General features: G+C 50.9%; 15 protein-coding genes. 8 read left to right on the top strand and 7 right to left on the bottom strand.

Features of this window, described 5'->3' with window-relative positions; translation table 11 throughout:
• Positions 1 to 54: 54 nt before the first annotated feature.
• From JTN23_RS21655 to JTN23_RS21635, 5 genes are all read right to left on the bottom strand, one after another.
• Positions 55 to 1,389 carry a glycosyltransferase gene (locus JTN23_RS21655; RefSeq protein ID WP_247237159.1) on the bottom strand — a complete coding sequence of 445 codons (1,335 nt, stop codon included), beginning with the start codon at positions 1,387 to 1,389 and terminating at the stop codon, positions 55 to 57.
• Between the two features lie 159 nt (positions 1,390 to 1,548).
• The gene (locus JTN23_RS21650) at positions 1,549 to 2,820 is read right to left on the bottom strand and encodes a hypothetical protein (protein WP_247237158.1); all 1,272 of its coding nucleotides are present in this window, start codon (positions 2,818 to 2,820) and stop codon (positions 1,549 to 1,551) included.
• Between the two features lie 182 nt (positions 2,821 to 3,002).
• Positions 3,003 to 4,001: an alpha/beta fold hydrolase gene (locus tag JTN23_RS21645; RefSeq protein WP_247237157.1), complete on the bottom strand. Its 999-nt coding sequence runs from the start codon at positions 3,999 to 4,001 to the stop codon at positions 3,003 to 3,005.
• Entirely contained in the window at positions 3,998 to 4,570 is a 573-nt protein-coding gene (locus JTN23_RS21640) for a hypothetical protein (protein WP_247237156.1), read from the bottom strand. Before JTN23_RS21640 ends, JTN23_RS21645 begins: the two co-directional genes overlap by 4 nt.
• Before the next feature lie 46 nt (positions 4,571 to 4,616).
• Positions 4,617 to 5,876 (bottom strand): hypothetical protein, encoded by a 1,260-nt coding sequence (locus tag JTN23_RS21635; protein WP_247237155.1) that lies wholly within the window; start codon positions 5,874 to 5,876, stop codon positions 4,617 to 4,619.
• 386 nt (positions 5,877 to 6,262) lie between these two features.
• On the opposite strand from JTN23_RS21635, the gene JTN23_RS21630 reads away from it, so the two are divergent.
• Positions 6,263 to 7,288: a sensor histidine kinase gene (locus JTN23_RS21630; RefSeq protein WP_247237154.1), complete on the top strand. Its 1,026-nt coding sequence runs from the start codon at positions 6,263 to 6,265 to the stop codon at positions 7,286 to 7,288.
• Positions 7,289 to 7,320: 32 nt separating this feature from the next.
• On the opposite strand, the gene JTN23_RS21625 is transcribed toward JTN23_RS21630, so the two are convergent.
• On the bottom strand, positions 7,321 to 8,307 hold the full coding sequence (locus JTN23_RS21625; protein WP_247237153.1) for a c-type cytochrome: 987 nt from the start codon (positions 8,305 to 8,307) through the stop codon (positions 7,321 to 7,323).
• A 368-nt stretch (positions 8,308 to 8,675) separates the two neighbouring features.
• On the opposite strand from JTN23_RS21625, the gene JTN23_RS21620 reads away from it, so the two are divergent.
• The 7 genes from JTN23_RS21620 (at position 8,676) to JTN23_RS21590 (ending at position 15,688) form a co-directional block, all read left to right on the top strand.
• Positions 8,676 to 9,110 carry a hypothetical protein gene (locus JTN23_RS21620; protein WP_247237152.1) on the top strand — a complete coding sequence of 145 codons (435 nt, stop codon included), beginning with the start codon at positions 8,676 to 8,678 and terminating at the stop codon, positions 9,108 to 9,110.
• A gap of 32 nt (positions 9,111 to 9,142) precedes the next feature.
• A complete protein-coding gene (locus tag JTN23_RS21615) occupies positions 9,143 to 9,445 on the top strand; it encodes a hypothetical protein (protein WP_247237151.1) in 303 nt (100 codons plus the stop codon).
• A 210-nt stretch (positions 9,446 to 9,655) separates the two neighbouring features.
• A complete protein-coding gene (locus tag JTN23_RS21610; protein ID WP_247237150.1) occupies positions 9,656 to 11,389 on the top strand; it encodes a M3 family oligoendopeptidase in 1,734 nt (577 codons plus the stop codon).
• A gap of 78 nt (positions 11,390 to 11,467) precedes the next feature.
• The gene (locus JTN23_RS21605) at positions 11,468 to 11,779 is read left to right on the top strand and encodes a hypothetical protein (RefSeq protein ID WP_247237149.1); all 312 of its coding nucleotides are present in this window, start codon (positions 11,468 to 11,470) and stop codon (positions 11,777 to 11,779) included.
• Positions 11,780 to 12,013: 234 nt separating this feature from the next.
• The gene (locus JTN23_RS21600) at positions 12,014 to 13,090 is read left to right on the top strand and encodes an NAD-dependent epimerase/dehydratase family protein (RefSeq protein WP_247237148.1); all 1,077 of its coding nucleotides are present in this window, start codon (positions 12,014 to 12,016) and stop codon (positions 13,088 to 13,090) included.
• A gap of 15 nt (positions 13,091 to 13,105) precedes the next feature.
• Positions 13,106 to 14,053, top strand: a complete 948-nt coding sequence (locus JTN23_RS21595) for a glycosyltransferase (protein ID WP_247237147.1) — start codon at positions 13,106 to 13,108, stop codon at positions 14,051 to 14,053.
• A 3-nt stretch (positions 14,054 to 14,056) separates the two neighbouring features.
• Positions 14,057 to 15,688, top strand: coding sequence for a hypothetical protein (locus JTN23_RS21590; protein ID WP_247237146.1), 1,632 nt, complete (start codon positions 14,057 to 14,059; stop codon positions 15,686 to 15,688).
• Here JTN23_RS21590 and JTN23_RS21585 read toward each other — a convergent pair.
• Complete coding sequence (locus tag JTN23_RS21585; protein WP_247237145.1) at positions 15,681 to 16,112, bottom strand: RrF2 family transcriptional regulator; 432 nt, start codon at positions 16,110 to 16,112, stop codon at positions 15,681 to 15,683. The genes JTN23_RS21590 and JTN23_RS21585 overlap by 8 nt on opposite strands.
• Positions 16,113 to 16,171 lie beyond the last annotated feature (59 nt).

Genomic DNA, 16,171 nt, shown 5'->3' with positions numbered 1-16,171 from the left:
CCGTCAGCAGGCATTTGCATACCGCCGACAGATGTGTTAGATCAAAGAGACTTCTCAGCAGGCAATCTGTAACTCTTCGGCCAGTAGCACGCGTTCCTGCACCTCTGCCAGTGCCTCGATGTATTGCGTAGCCAGCTCATTGGCATCGTAAGCCCCAAACTCCCAGCCAAGCTTTCGCGCGTTGCGCTGGTAAGTACTATCCGTTAGTACCTGATCTATCGCCTGCCAGATATGTACCGTTCTGGGCGTTTCGGTTTTCAGATTTATACCGGCCTTACAGTACTCAATACGGGCTGCGACTTCATTCCTGCCCTCCTGAACACCCGCTACCACCAGGGGCAGGTTATGCTTCAGGGCCTGCATAACTCCGCCGTACCCTCCATTCGTGACTAGTACACTGGCGTAGGGCATCACGGTATCAAAATCTATGTAGTCTTCAATGATGAAGTTATCCTCAGGGAAGCGCTTACGCAGTTCCTCCGTACAGGAGCCTCCGGTGGTAGCGATCACCAGGGTAGAAGGCTCATTCTTGAATGCCCTAAGGGTAGGTACCAGTAGTTTCTCAATGTCTTTTTCAACGGTTCCCTGCGTCACCAGTACTACCCGCCTGGCCTGCAGCGCCTGCATAGCGTGCTCAAAGTACTTTCGACGACGAATAGTACAAGGCAGCATGGCTCCTACAAACCTGATGTTGGGGCTGATGGACCTGCGTGGGTACTCAAGGCTTGGTACGCCACTTTGCAGGTACAGGTCAGCGTGGCGTATAGCTGCATCAAAGACAAATTCATCGGCCTCAGGAAGATTGTGCTGCCGGCGGAGCTGATTATAAAGATCATGGATCGGCTTGAGCTGTACCTGCTGTACAAAGTACCGCATCAGATGGTGTATCCAGCGGCCGGGCCGGCTGCGGGCCGGTTGCTTGCCCAGACCAGAAGGAGGCAGGCACGTATCGGATTCGGCCAGAGGGGCTATGCCTACGGATACAGTTTTTACCGGTAGTATTTCTCTAATAAAATCCGATCCCAGGAAGCCTGCATCGTGTACTACCAAGTCATAGGTCCAGTCTGCGTAGATGTCTTTCAGGTCCTCAACAAACTCGGGTACTCTTAGTAGGTATACCTCTCTGAGATCAAAACGGAGCCTGGCCATGGTACCTCTGATTCCGGCCCTTTCAGGAAAGAGTGCGTCCAGGTTGTCCCGATTGACTGTCCGGGCCTTGACGAAGGGGTAGTGGTACAGGCCCAGTCGGGTTACTTTTTCTCTGTAGTGTCCGCCTACGTACCAGCGAACATCGTGTCCCAGATCGCTCAGGTGAACCGCCAGGCTGGTCAACGGGCCGAAATGGCTATCCGCAGGAATAGTGGCAAAAAGAATACGTAATTTTTTCATGGCTAATAAATGCTGTAAGGAGTAGTAGGAAATAGATGAGGCAAAGTTGCCCGATGTATGTCAGGTGCCCAACAGTGACTTCGCTGAAACGTCAAAAGCCGCTGGTGAAGCGGCTTTTGACTGATGTGTTCGTGTGGATATATGGGTTATATGGGCAGGCTACTCTTCGATCAATACATTGGTTAGGGCGTTGGAATCGAAAGTATTGGTAGTAGCCAGATCAGTATTGGCAGAGGCTCCGGACGCCACAAAAATCCCGTAGCCACCGCTGCCGCTAACGTGGGTATTTTTTATAGTCATAGAGGCTCCGTCGCCATAAATCGCAATGTTGGTTTTTTTCTCGCCCACGAGGATTTTGCTACCTGCATTTCTTACCTCTGCGTTTTCCAGGATGTTCTTGTTTACCTGCGAGTAGCAGACGATACCCTGCCAATAGGCTGCCGAGCCACTAGCACTGGTAATCTTGATCTTCTCGGTGGCTGTTCCCTGAGCTGACATATAGCCATCAGTACTTATCTCAATGATTGCATCACGGTTCATTTCCAGTGTTACACCAGGGTTTAACTTCCAGCCCGAGTTGACTGTAAGTTCACCATTAAGCCGGTAGGGAGTTTTATCGGCAAAGGATTTCCACTCTATTTCCTTATTGCCTTCAAGGCTGGACTGTAGGACCTCTACCACATTACGCCCGTTACCTCCGGTGAATTTTGAATCGGCGTCAAGACGGGAAACATTCATGGCATCCACCATAATACCTGCCTCCGTGTGGTTAGTGAAAGAGTTTTGAGAGAATTCCCGAAGAATGGCCCCCTCATAGAGATACATTCCGTATCCGTCGTTCTGGGAAAGCTGACTGTTCTTAATGGTAATCTGAGCCTCACTACCCCCATATACGAACAACGCTGCTTTAATATCACTGTGCACGGGGCGGCTGCCAGTGTGCATGATTTCCACATGCTCCATTACATTGACGTTGCTGCCCGAGTAGAGGGCTATACCGATCCAGTAGCCTTTGGTTTTCTGTACACCTACAAACTTTATCTTTTTGTCGGGCTGCCCTTTGGCACTCAGGTAGCCGCTATCCTGTATATGCATGTATACATCGCGCTCAAAGGCAACTACCACCCCGGGATTGATAGTGAGCTCAGCGTTGACATCAATGGATCTTGTTACAATGTAGTCTGGCAGGTCAGGGTTGGCAAAGCGATCCACCAGAGTAGTCTTTGCGTTGATGGACTCCTTGATCAACACCGGATCGCTGTCGGACTGTGCTACACCGTCTCCATCGGGATCCGGATCAATGTTTTCTTTACAACTGGTCATCAGAAATACAAAAGCAAACATCAGCAGGAACCACCGGCTTACGGTTACGGCTGAGGTGCGAACAAATTGAGTACCTGGTTTTTGGGATTTGTACATGGCTGTTTTCATGGCTTGTGGAAATAGATGTTAGTAGTTGTTGGACAAGTAGTAAATCGTTTCCAAAAGTATCGGGCGCTGATCAAACTGGAATGGGTGAAGCCGGTGAAGCGGGAGAAACGCTCGATGAAACGCTATTTTAGACCATTGGTGACTTTGCCAGGGGCCAGCCATGCGTTATGTCATTCAGCTATTTACCGCACGAAGTTCAGGACCGCCTGGTTGAACTTCGCCGTTTCGGTAATGAACGGCTCGTGCCATGATTCGCTGAAACGTACCTCTGTCACCGGCGCATTGGTCAGTACCTGTTTGGTTGCCTCACCTACCGCCAATGGTACTATGCCATCCTTCACGCCCCAGAACAGAGCTACCGGAATGCGGATGTCCCGCAGCAGCGGGCCTTTCTCAAACCGACGGCTTTCGACGTTTCCGTAGTAGCTGTACGCCTTGCTGTGCGTAAACTGAGCCAGGGCCGTATTAGGTGAGTTGAAGGCGTAGTTGATGACGTACTTGCCGTCATCGTAGAGCGATACGGGGTTGCCGCCCAGCTTGTACATCCAGCGGTAGATGGGCTCCCACTCTATAGTAGCCGCGTTTTCGGTCGTCACCGGATGATCCATCAGGTACTTTTCGGCTTCGGTATTACCCTGCCGCTGTGCCTCGCTAAGTGCCCACTCATGCACGCTCATGAGCCAGTTGGCGAAGGAGAACATTCCGTTGACTACCATCAGCCCTGCCACTTCCTGCTGGTTAGTGCCCGAAGTCAGGTACTGCCAGGAAAGCTCGACACCGAAGCTGTGGGCCAGCAGATAGATTTCAGAGCCAGGGTACTGCTTTTTCAGAAGTTTTACGACAAAGCCCATATCCTCGCTGAATTGAGCATAGCGGAGGGTACTCTCCTCCACCTTACCCGACGAAGCACCGGCCACCCGCTGGTCCCAGTAGGCTACCATAGCGTTGGCTTCGAGTCCCTTGAGGTAGTAGCGGTAGCACATCGCGCAGTCGCCGGGGCCGCCGTGCACGTACAGGATAATCTTGTTGGACTGCCGGTCTCCTTTTACCCAGATGGGCATATCGGCTCCTTTGTTCCGCAGGAAAAGGGTATTATCCTCAATGGGTTGCGGGTCGCGGTCGCTACAGGCCAGCAGTGTGAGCAGGCTGATTAGTGATAGATAGGTGTAGACTGTTTTCATTGTTTTTGTAGGGGAATGGTAACGCCTGCTTCCAGGCTGAAGCGCATGAGCGTAGATGTATTATAGGGGCGCTGCTGCATCACATTTAAGCGCGTATACCACGCCAAAGGTATATTCTTCCGTACGGATAAGTCTTTGCCGATGCCTATGAAGGCTGTTGGTAAAAAGGCGTTTCCGCCTGCCCATCGCACCTGTTTGAAGTCGTCGGGGCCGTCGGGCGTATAGGTGGTACCCTCCAGAAAGTAGCGGAAATAGGAGGGAGCGAGGCCAACTTCGAAGGTTCTCCCGCGCCGGCTTGTGCGGCGGTAGGTGAGCTCTGGGGAAAGCACCAGCCCGATGTGGTTGTGCGGATGGCGGTAGGCAGCCAGGCCGGGTGCAAACAGGAACGTTTTCTGTGCCCCATTCTTCTCCTTTACATAGCTGCGGAGGGGTAGTTCGTAGGCTACTTTTAAGCCGTAGTGGGTGACGGTTTCGCCGTAGTAGCCTGCCCGTAGCGCCTGCGCCTGCGCCTCCGGCATAACGGCCAGCATGAGTGCCAGGCTTAGGAGTAGTTGAGTCAGGTTTTTCATGGACTAATTAGTATAGTTAAATGGTTGGTAGTAGGATATAGACATGTCAGTGGGCTCCTACCCCCACCCGCTTCACTCGGATAACTCCCTTAACGGATGAGGTACCCATACGGCCCGGAGGACTTGTGTCGATCCATCCGGCAGGCTCTACGGTGAAGGTACCTACCACCCAGGTTGGGTCCGAATTATCTACTTTTAAAGATCCCCCACTTACCGAAGGGGCTGATCCATACAGATGCTGATAAATAAGGGCACCTTTTACGATGTTAAAAGCTACATCGGTGCTTTTGGTCCAGCGGAAGGTACCCGTTGGGGCGCCTTTCCAGCCTAATGAGGCGTATTCGGTGCCGTTTTGGCCCAGTATAACATTGTGGGTAGTATTGATATTAGCACCACCGGGATAGGTTTTCCACTCTCCTCCGTCGATCTGAACTGAAATACCCTCAGGAGCGACAAAGATGTTCGAAATCAGTCGCAGGTCTTTGTATAGCTTTCCTTCTATTGTGGTGGATTTATTCAGAAATACTGTAACCGCGGCCGGATTCGTGGCGGGAATCCTGGAGGGAGCGTAGTAGGTACCGTCATTATGCTGGTGTGCCAGGGTACCCTCTCCGCGTAGAGCCCACTTTTCAATGTATTTCGTTGGCATAAGTGTAGGTAGTGGTACGATCAAATCATCTTCCTCAACAGGGACTTCTTCTACAGTCTGGAATACCCTGAGATAAACATTGTCACCCGGGTTGAGGAAGGAGTTCTGGGGATAGATGAACATCTTCTTAAACAGGCCCCAGTCACTGAAGTGGGTAGTCTGTACGGTTACGGTATGAGCAGTGGTATCTAAACTCTTAACGGCTGGTGACTGCCAGATCCCCTTGCTGTTCTGGTAGGCTATACGCAGTAACGCGGGATTGGAGCCATTTACATCCGTTTCGCTGTACTGGAAGGTAATGGTAGCGGGTTTGGTGAAGGTAATGCCGTGTGGTGTCAGCCTAAAAGCACGACCTGTACCACCCGGACAGTTATTACTAATAGGCTGGACCGAGATGGTCTGGCTGGTGGCAAGGGCTCCGGCGGGGATCTGGACTATGACTTGCTTGTCGGCCGATTCGATGGTACCACCGGCTGGTCCTATGGTAGCTGTGGTAGCGGTGCCTTCAGGAGAGCCTACCGGTGTAACGGCGCCGGCAGCGGGTTTGCCGGGATTGTCGCCCGGATTATCAGGATCGACGGCTCCCGGGTCGGTGTTACAGGAGGCCATACACGCGGCAAGCGTCAGGCATAGGAACAGTTGAGTAATGTTTTTCATGGCTATAGATGGTAGAAGTACTGATGGTACAAAGTTGAGGGGGCTGATAGTAACTTAGTACCTACATCATTCCTGAAACGGTAGATTTTAAGAATGAACTGTGCATCATCCGGGGCTTAGTCGTCTGTGCGGCAGGTAACAAATAAGGCCCAAAGCAGTAAATGATCAGCAGATATATCAATGAGGAGGCTAAGTACCCGGTGCATGGCGTATAGCCATAGGAGGAATCGGACAAAATTAAACTTCGGCGGAGGTAGTTAGAAGAAGTTACATATAGTCTTTGCTGATACAGAACATCTGTTCTTAGCTTATTGGTCATCAGAATGTTGACTTGATTTTGCAATTGTGTAATTTTGGTCCGCTGATCCTAAGAATGGTATCCACACATGAAACTACCCTCTTTTACCCGCTACGACTGGCTCTTACAACTTACTGCGCTGCCTGTTTATATCATTATATATAACTGGCTGATCATAGGTGATAACTATTGGCAAAGCTGGGCGACGTTCGGGATGGCAACAGGCCTTGCGGTGGTAGTTTCGTTAAGCAACTGGTATACTATCAGCTTCATTAATCTGGAAGTCCGGAGCAGGTACGTTACGCTTCAGCACTATACCAAGCGGGCTGTTCCAGGATTTATTATGGCCTCGGTTAGCTCATGTCTGCATTACAGCCTGCTGTTTCTGCTTTATCAATGGGTCAACTTGCCCGGCTTTGAACCTGACCCTTTCCGGCTGGGACTGGTGTTGCTGATTAGCGTTATCGCCGTGGCCATCATTACGGCCATTTATGAAGGTATCCATAACTTTGAATACTGGCGGCACTCACGCCGGAAGGCCGACCAGCTCACCAAAGCCCAGTTACAGGTCCAGCTGGACATGCTGCGCCAGCAGGTCAACCCCCACTTTCTGTTCAATAGCCTTAATTCACTTATCTCGCTGATTGACGAAGATCCCCGTCAGGCGGGAGCATTTGCCGAAGAGCTCAGTTCGGTGTACCGGTATCTGCTGCGGAGCAACGAAGCGCCCCTGGTACCACTGACCAACGAACTGGAGTTTATTCAGTCGTACTACCACTTACTGAAAACCCGCCACGGTAAGTCGCTTACGCTCGTTACGCTTATTCCACCGAGCGCCGAAAACCGGCAGATCCCGCCGCTGACGCTGCAACTACTGATCGAAAATGCCGTAAAGCACAACATCGTGCTGCCCGATCAGCCGCTTACCATCTCGCTGATTGCTGACGAGCAACGCCTGGTAGTAAGCAATAACCTGCAGCGTAAGTCCAGCCCGGTACTTTCCAATGGTGTGGGCTTATCCAACATCCTGAGCAAGTACCAGATACTCGGTCAGCCCGTTCCGACCGTTGAGGACGACGGTCAGGAGTTTCGGGTGACGATCCCGCTGGTATGAGCAGGTACCTCGTCACCCAAAACGGGTATGTTTTATTTATTTTCCGCTAGCTGCGCTTCCGTACTGTTCTGAACAATTTTGTTTTTGACCTTGGGTACTGTTTTCAGGTACTCATAAATAGCGCCCACTTCCTGGTCTGTCAGTCCCAGCTTAGGAGTCATGGGTTGCCTAATGATGGAGCCATCGGGCCGCACGCCCATTTTTACTGCCTTGATAAATTGTTCTTTAGTGTACTTGCCGGCAATACCCGTTTCTTCGTCGAAGGTAAGGTTAGCCGTTACTATGGGCTCTCCATTTTCACCCACCATCTCATACCCCCCTCCATAGTATCCCTTACTCCGTTCGGGATGTACCTTATCCAGATCCAGTACACTAGCAGAGTGGCAGGCGTAGCAATCGCCGACAGCGTCGGCGGTGTACTTACCCAGGGCAATGGGATCAGCGCTGTCGGGCATGGCAACGAAAGTCTGCGGGTAGGGTAGTGGTTTCAGCAGGGTATGGGCCAGTATTTTTGATACCAAGCTTAGCTCCGAAGCCGGAGGCTCCTCACTGGCTGCCTGCACCGGGAAGCGGTCTGAACGCAGCCACGCCACCACCGACAACAGATCCTCATCGGCCATGTTAGGAAATTGAGGCATGACAGCCGCATAGGTACCGTCACGGCGTATGCCAGTACGGAGAAAGTACACCAGCTCGCCGTCGGTCCAGTTACCGATGCCCTTCTCCTTGTCCTGAGTAATGTTTTTGGAATACAGTGTACCAAAGACGGCAGGTACCTCATTCATATGTTTTCCGGTGAGGCGGTTGTTTTTATCAGCGTGGCACTCCATGCACTGGATCTGGGCGATAACTTCCCCACGGGCTACCCGCTTCGGGGTGATCTCTACTTTAATCTGCGGAATGTTGTTGGGCTGCTCGTAGGTAGGTACTCCTGTAGTCGCCACATAGACTAAGCATAATCCCAGTACCAGCAGCAGGCTGCCCAGCACGATACCGGTGATCTTAAATACTCTTTTCATACGTGTAATGGATTGATGATGGCTAATAGATTACGGTGTGAAGTAATTCACGCTATAAAGGTGATAGCCTCCCTGATGGTACCCAACGATAAGCCTGATGAAACGGAAGAAAACGTAGGTAAAGTGAGAAGCTACGCTATTGACCCTCTTCGAGTTATAAATAGTGCTCTGAAAAAGGAATAGCTGTTGAATAGTGATATTGCAGGTTGTTTCAGATACTTAAATCAACAGTTCATGTACCCATTTTTCCAGTTGATGTACCCGGCTGTTTCTTTACGAATGCCCAGTCTGCAACTTTGTATCGTCGGAAGGGCAATCCACCGGCAATCAAACTCTTACTTTCTTTAAAAGCTTTAAATCCATTAGCCATGAAAAACATTAACTATTTCCGCATCATTCCCCTATTGATCATCCTGATGACCGGCGTTCTTTCATCCTGTAAGAAGGATAAGGACATCATTGCTCCCGATGCCGCCACCGCTATAGCTGGTCAGTATGGCTACTCTGAACTTACCTACAACGGCAAAACACTGCCGGCCAACCAGACAGACCTGAAGGGCTCCGTAACCCTGAATCGCCAGACCAGTACGCAGGTGGAAATATCGCTGGACATCCGTATGAAGAGCAGTAATAGTGAGTTTCTGGTAGGTAGCCTGGACGATGTAGAGGTAGCCGATAAGGGAGATGGCAATTACAGCCTGTCGTACGAGGGCGAGGAGTTTGCGCAGATCAAAGGCAAGAAGCTCACCTTCAAGGGCGAAGATGTAGATGGTGTACCCTTCACCATTGGTGCCACCAAGTAATCCCGTCACTTATATTACTCATATTTTTAGCCATGAAATCACTTAAAAAATTATCTGTATCAGCACTGGCTGCGATAATGCTGGCCGGTACCATGACGAGTTGTGCCACCGTATTCGGTGGAAAAGTTACCGAAAGTCAAAAACGCCGCCCTGCTCCGGGCGAGTCGCGCCGGGAGGTGAGAGTGGGGGCACTGGTTGCTGATATCCTGTTATTCCCATTGATCAGTATTCCCGTAGATTTTGCCACGGGAGCTATATATAAGCCACGCACTGCTACTACTTCCCAGCCTGCACCGGCTTCGAAGACTACCGCCGAGCTGGACAAAAAGAAATGATTCATAAATGAGATTAGGTTAGGTTGATTGGTTAAAAATCCGGTACACTCGTGCCGGATTTTTTTGCATGAGAAGGAGCTGCTAGTAGGTTTATTCCCCGGAGGGACTACTTTTGGGTGAGGGGCTTGCTAATTTTACGGCTTCTCCTAACTTTGACTCCTTAACAGCGTTATAATATAGAATCTCATTATTTGTAGTAATATGTTACGTATGGCCCATCAAGACACGGTAGAGATACCTCAGCGGCCCCAGCGGGCTTTTATCGGAGAAGAATTTGATCTGAAAAGTTGGGATGATCTCCAGCCATTTTACGAAAATCTCAAAAATCGTGACATCAATAGCATCGACGACCTAAGGCAGTGGTTCCGCGACCGCAGTGAACTGGAGTCGTACCTTTCTGAGAACTTTGCCTGGCGGTACATCCGGCAGACCTGCGATACTGCCAACGAAGAGCTGGTGCAGGCCCTGCAATTCTTCATTACGGATATACAACCACACCTGGCCGCTTACAGCAACGAGCTGGACAAGAAAGCTATCGAAAGTCCTTACCTGGCCGAGCTGAAAGATCAGGGATTTGAGGTAGCCGTACGGGGGATGAAGAAATCCATCGAGATATTCCGCGAGGAGAATATCCCGCTGCAGACCCAGATCCAGACCGAAGAACGTAAGTACGGAGCCATCGCCGGTGCCATGACCGTGACCCTGGACGATGAGGAAATGACGTTACAGAAGGCCGCCGACCGCCTGCAGTCTACGGACCGGGCTGTACGCGAAGAAGCCTGGCTGGCTATCAGCGAGCGTCGGTACAAGGCGCACGATGAGCTGGACGGCCTGCTGAATAAGCTGGTGGAACTACGGCACAAGATCGCTCGTAATGCCGGGTTCGACAACTTCCGCGACTATATGTTTGCGGCCCTGGGTCGTTTTGATTACACTCCTCAGGACTGCTTTGATTTTCATGAGTCGGTTACCGAAGCGGTAGTACCTCTGCTCAACGACATGGCTGAAGAGCGTAAAGAGGCGCTGCAGGTAGATCCGCTGCGGCCGTGGGATACCAAAGTAGACATACACGGACGCCCGCCGCTGAAGCCCTTCCAGAGCGGGCAGGAACTACTGGACAAAACCATCCGCTGCTTTACCAAGCTGGACCCCTTCCTGGGCAACTGCCTGCGCATCATGAAATCCATGGGGCACCTGGATCTGGAGTCGCGCAAGGGCAAGGCACCGGGCGGCTACAACTACCCGCTGGATGAGATAGGGGTTCCGTTCATATTCATGAATGCTACCTCTAACCTGCGCGACATGATTACGCTGCTGCACGAAGGAGGCCATGCTGTACACTCGCTCCTGACGCGCGACCTGACACTCAACTCATTCAAGCATCCGCCTTCGGAAGTAGCCGAACTGGCCTCTATGTCCATGGAGCTGCTGACGATGGACTACTGGGACGAGTTCTTCGACAATGAAGAAGACCTGCGCCGGGCCAAGATCCAGCACCTGGAGTCTATCATCGAGACATTACCCTGGGTGGCTACCATTGATAAGTTTCAGCACTGGATGTATGAGCATCCGGAGCACACGCCCCAGCAGCGTACCGAAGCTTGGGTACAGATCTATAAGCAATTCAGCGATAATGTAACGGATTGGTCAGGTTTGGAAAAGTACTGCCACTACCTGTGGCAACGGCAGTTACACATCTACGAGGTACCTTTCTACTACATTGAGTATGGTATAGCCCAGTTGGGTGCCATCGGTGTCTGGAAGAACTACCGCGAAGATCCAAAGGCTGGATTACAGGGCTACATTGATGCTCTCAAACTTGGCTATACCGCGCCCATTGGGGAGATCTATGCCGCAGCCCGCATACCTTTTGACTTCTCCAGAGAGCACATTACAGACCTGATGGATTTTGTACGGAAAGAACTGGAGCAGTTAAAAATTTAATAAAAACGAGCAAATGCTATTTGGTGGTTTTGGAAAAGGCCGTTACTTTTGCACAAAATCTATATAGACAAGTATACAATGAAACTCAGAAAGATAGCCGCATTGGTGGCAGGTATAGCGTTACTATCATCCTGCGAATATCAGAAGTATAATCGTGTAGAGCAGGATGACGTACGGGAGGGAAGTGAATATGTTTATGGACCTCACCCTGATTCGGCTGCCCGTCAGCTTGCTAATAAGTATGAAGATAATCCTGAGATGGATAGACGTGCAAACGCTATCCGTGAGAAGTTGTTCGGTAATACTGATGGTACTCCCGGTAGTACTGTAGAGAGTGCTACTGCTGCACAGCAGGATACCACAGGAGCAACCGGAACACAGGCTAGATAAGTATATATAGTTCTGATACTGTAAGGCAGTGCTTCTTGATAAGTGCTGCCTTTTTTTGTCAGAATACTAACTTTCCAAAACAATATCTGAATATACTAGTTGAACGGGGTGGGTATACGAGTGCCGGTTGGCCATTGAATAAATTTTAGTAATTTTTCATCGTATTTACAGCAAAACAGCATTTCTTGTAATAATTATATCCATTCTAATCTAAAACATTAAGTACATTAAACTATGAACATCGCATTGGTTACCGGTTCAGCCGGCTTGATAGGAAGTGAGTCGGTGGCGTTTCTGGCCGACAAATTTGATGTAGTAATAGGAGTTGATAACAATCTGCGTCAGTACTTCTTCGGAGCCGATGGCAACACGGAATGGAACCGCAACCGTATCACCGAAGCTTTCCCTAATTACAAGCACTACTCGGCCGACATCCGGGAAGTAAGTCAGCTGGAGCCTATTTTCAAGGAGTACGGTCAGGACATCAAAATGATCGTACACACGGCTGCTCAACCTAGCCACGACTGGGCGGCCCGCGAGCCTTTCACTGACTTTGGCGTTAATGCCACCGGTACGCTGAACATGCTGGAGATGACCCGCCTGAACTGCCCTGACGCTGTGTTCATTTTCACTTCGACCAACAAAGTGTATGGCGATAACCCTAACTACCTGCCCCTGGTAGAGCTGGAAACCCGCTGGGAGATCGATCAGAACCACCCTTACTTCGAGAATGGTATAGACGAGCAGCACAGCATTGACCATACCAAGCACTCTATATTCGGAGCTTCCAAGGTAGCGGCTGATATCATGGTGCAGGAGTACGGACGCTACTTCGGCATGAAGACCGGTATCTTCCGCGGAGGCTGTCTGACCGGCCCTAACCACTCGGGCGCTCAGCTGCACGGCTTCCTGGCTTACCTGATGAAGTGCGCCATCACCGGCAACCACTACACGATCTTTGGTTATAAAGGCAAGCAGGTACGTGACAACATCCACAGCCATGACCTGGTGAACATGTTCTGGCACTTCTACCAGAACCCACGTCCGGGCGAAGTATACAACGCCGGAGGTGGTCGCTTTGCCAACTGCTCTATGCTGGAAGCCATTGCTCTTTGTGAGCAGATCTCAGGCAAGAAGATGAGCTACTCCTACTCAGATACCAACCGCATCGGTGACCACATCTGGTACGTGAGTGACTTGAGCAAGTTCAAGTCGCACTATCCGGGCTGGAACTGGGAGTACGGTCTGGAAGAAACTCTCACCCAGATTCACGATGGTATCGCTGCCCGTCTGGCAGGTCAGGTTGTTTAATTGACAAGAGTCAAGATGCCTGAAAAGTACGTTATTGTTATTCCCCAGTTTAACGACTGGGAAGCCCTGAATTTACTGATAGAAAAACTCAATGAAGACGTGGAGGCCAGTACCCTGGCCAAAACGTCTTTATTGGTGGTAGATGACTGCTCATCCCGTGACCGTACGGAGCCTTTTGTACCCTTTAAGGGTACGGGTATCCAGGTACTGAGGTTGTACCGGAATCTGGGACACCAGCGGGCCATTGCCATCGGACTGTCGTACTTGGCCCGTGAAGGGGATTGCGATAAGGTCATTGTTATGGATGCCGATGGAGAAGATGCTCCGCGTGATATCAATATGCTGGTGCAGAAATCGGTCGAGCAGCCGGACAAGATCATTTTTGCCCGACGGACCAAACGGCAGGAAAATACCCTGTTCCGCACGTTTTACATCATCTACAAGTCCATCTTTAAATTACTGACGGGCAAGGTCATTACGTTTGGCAACTTCAGCCTGGTACCACGGCGACGGCTTCAGAACCTAGTCAGGGTGTCGGAAATATGGAATAACTATCCGGGAGGAATTATCCGCTCGCGTATTCCCTACGACGACGTGCCCATTGAGCGGGCGAAGCGCCTGGCCGGCGAGAGCAAGATGAACTTTGTATCGCTGGTACTGCACGGGCTGAGTGCTATTTCGGTACTTATAGACACCACGGCCGTACGCATCCTGATCTTTACGTTATGGATGTCGGGGCTGGTGATAGCCTTTATATTTATCATCATATTTCTTAAAATCATCGGAAACGCTACGCCGGGCTGGGCTTCGACCCTGGGTACTACCCTGCTGATCGTCATGCTGCAGTCGTTTCTGATTTCACTGTTTCTGGTATTTATGGTACTGCAGTATCGTACCCAGCAGCACTTTATTCCCGCTGTTCATTACCGCGACTTCATCGAAAAAGTCGAAACTGTAGCCTGATGCATGCTTACCTTTGATTACTCTCCTCTTATCTACTGGGCTGTTGGCTACTTGTTGGCAGGTGTTGTAATCTGGGCGGGAGTCAGCCAACGTATATCCAACCTGGCGTACCTGTGCCTCAGTATCGTGCTGCTGGTTATGATGAGGCTCCCGGCGGTGGTCATGAACCGGGAGCTTAATCCCGACGAAAGCCAGATGATCAGCCACGGGATTACGCTGTACTACAGCCCTATCTATTGGCAGTCGGTGGATGGTACTACCATCGGGCCGCTGGACAACTACCTGTTGGTGGTGCCACGGCTGCTGGGCTTTCAGGTAGACTATACGTCGGCTCGTGTCATGGGACTACTCTGCGCGGTCGGCGCCTTGCTTTTCTTTTTTGGGGCGGTACGCCGCTGGTTTGGCAGTAGTACGGCGCGGGTAGCCTTGTTGTTTCCGCTGCTTTTCCTGGCCTTTACGCAGGAGCCCGACTACGTGCACTATTCCAGTGAGCAGCTACCAGCATTCCTGTTAGGTTTTTGTCTGTATATGCTGGCCCGGCTATCCACCAGCCGGTCACTCTCTGCCCGCTGGGCTTACCTGCTGGGCTTTGTGGCAGGTATGGTACCTTTCGCCAAGCTTCAGGCCGTGCCTCAGGCCGCGGTGCTGGCACTGGCAGGTATCTGGGTCGCTTACCATTACTTCCGATCCGACAGGCAGTACCGGCCTCTGGCTGCTATCCTGCTGGGCGGGCTTTCGTTTCCGCTACTGGTAGTAGCCTGGACACTCTACCATGAGGTATTTGACGACATGATCGACTTTTACCTGCTGGGCAATGCCATCTACGCCGGTAACAGCAGCTTTACGTCCATTCCTACCTACCTGTTCAGGCTGCTATCACTAAGCCCTGACTTCCTGGTCTACTTTATACTTCTGCTAATTCCGGTGGGGGTGGGAGTAGTGCGGTGGCGTAAGCCGGCATCCAGTCCTGCGGAGCCCCGACAGGCCTTCCTGCCGTGGCTCATGGTAGGGTACCTTCTGGCGGCTCTCTATGCAGCTACCAAGTCGGGTAACCCTTTTGTACACTACCTTACGTTGTGTATACACCCGCTGGCACTGGCGGCGGTGTGCGGGCTGCACGAGTTGCGCAAGCAGCGCGTGGCCTGGTCACTGGTCCTGCCCGGGGTATGGGTACTATGGTTTGCCGGCATGGATGGCTTATCGGCTATCAGGTACCGGCAGGTAAATGCCTTCAATTCCATAGGAGCTACTGCGCTACCGGAAAGTGCGCTGGTAAGCGAAATAAAAAAACACACCGAGCCTGGCGATTACCTGGTGGTGTGGGGGTGGCACCTATTGTACTATGTAGAAGCTCAGCTACCACAGGGTACCGCCGAGAACCATTCAGAGCGAAGCATCTTTGTGCACCCTCTGCGTGATACATACCGGGCGCGCTATATCAGTAATATGAAAACCAACCGGCCGGCGGTATTTGTAGATGCCGTGGATAACAGCCTGTGGCTGGGCAATAGGGCTACTGAGGGGTACGAAAGCTTTCCGGAGCTGGCGCAGTATATCAAGCAGAACTATCACTACGTAGGTACCTACGATAAGAACCTGCTGTTTATCCGTAAGGACAAGTACCAACCTAAATAAGTCCCGGATGCTGAGCCGTAAGAAGGTCCTTGAGCGTGGTCTGATCCAGAACGGCCAGGTTGGCGTCGCGCCATTTCTCCATAACCAGCCGTAGGCTGCAGCTTACTTCATCTACGCAGTCCTCGCACTTCCCATAAAAGTAGAGCGACACACAAAGGGTAGGGGCAATGGGACCGTCAATAATGCGAAGTACTTTCGAAAACTTTACTTCTTCGGGAGGTATACGAAGCAGGTAGCCTCCGCCTTTTCCTTTCTGGCTCTGCAGAATACCATTGTTGCGCAGGTCCAGCAGGATGGCCTCCAGGAACTTCTTGGGTATTTTTTCTTTCTCAGCAATAAATGATATCAGTACCGGACCTTTACCATACTGCTCAGCAAGTACTTTCAGGGCTTTGAGTGCATATTTGGCTTTCTTCGAAATCATTGAAATGCGATGAAGTATAAAAAATCTATATATCAAATATAGTAAATATTTTGATACAT

It is taken from the genome of Telluribacter roseus, assembly GCF_017355915.2.
GTDB lineage: Bacteria > Bacteroidota > Bacteroidia > Cytophagales > Spirosomataceae > Telluribacter.
Note: the sequence above shows the minus strand (reverse complement) of the source record. Positions and strands in the feature narration are given on the sequence as shown.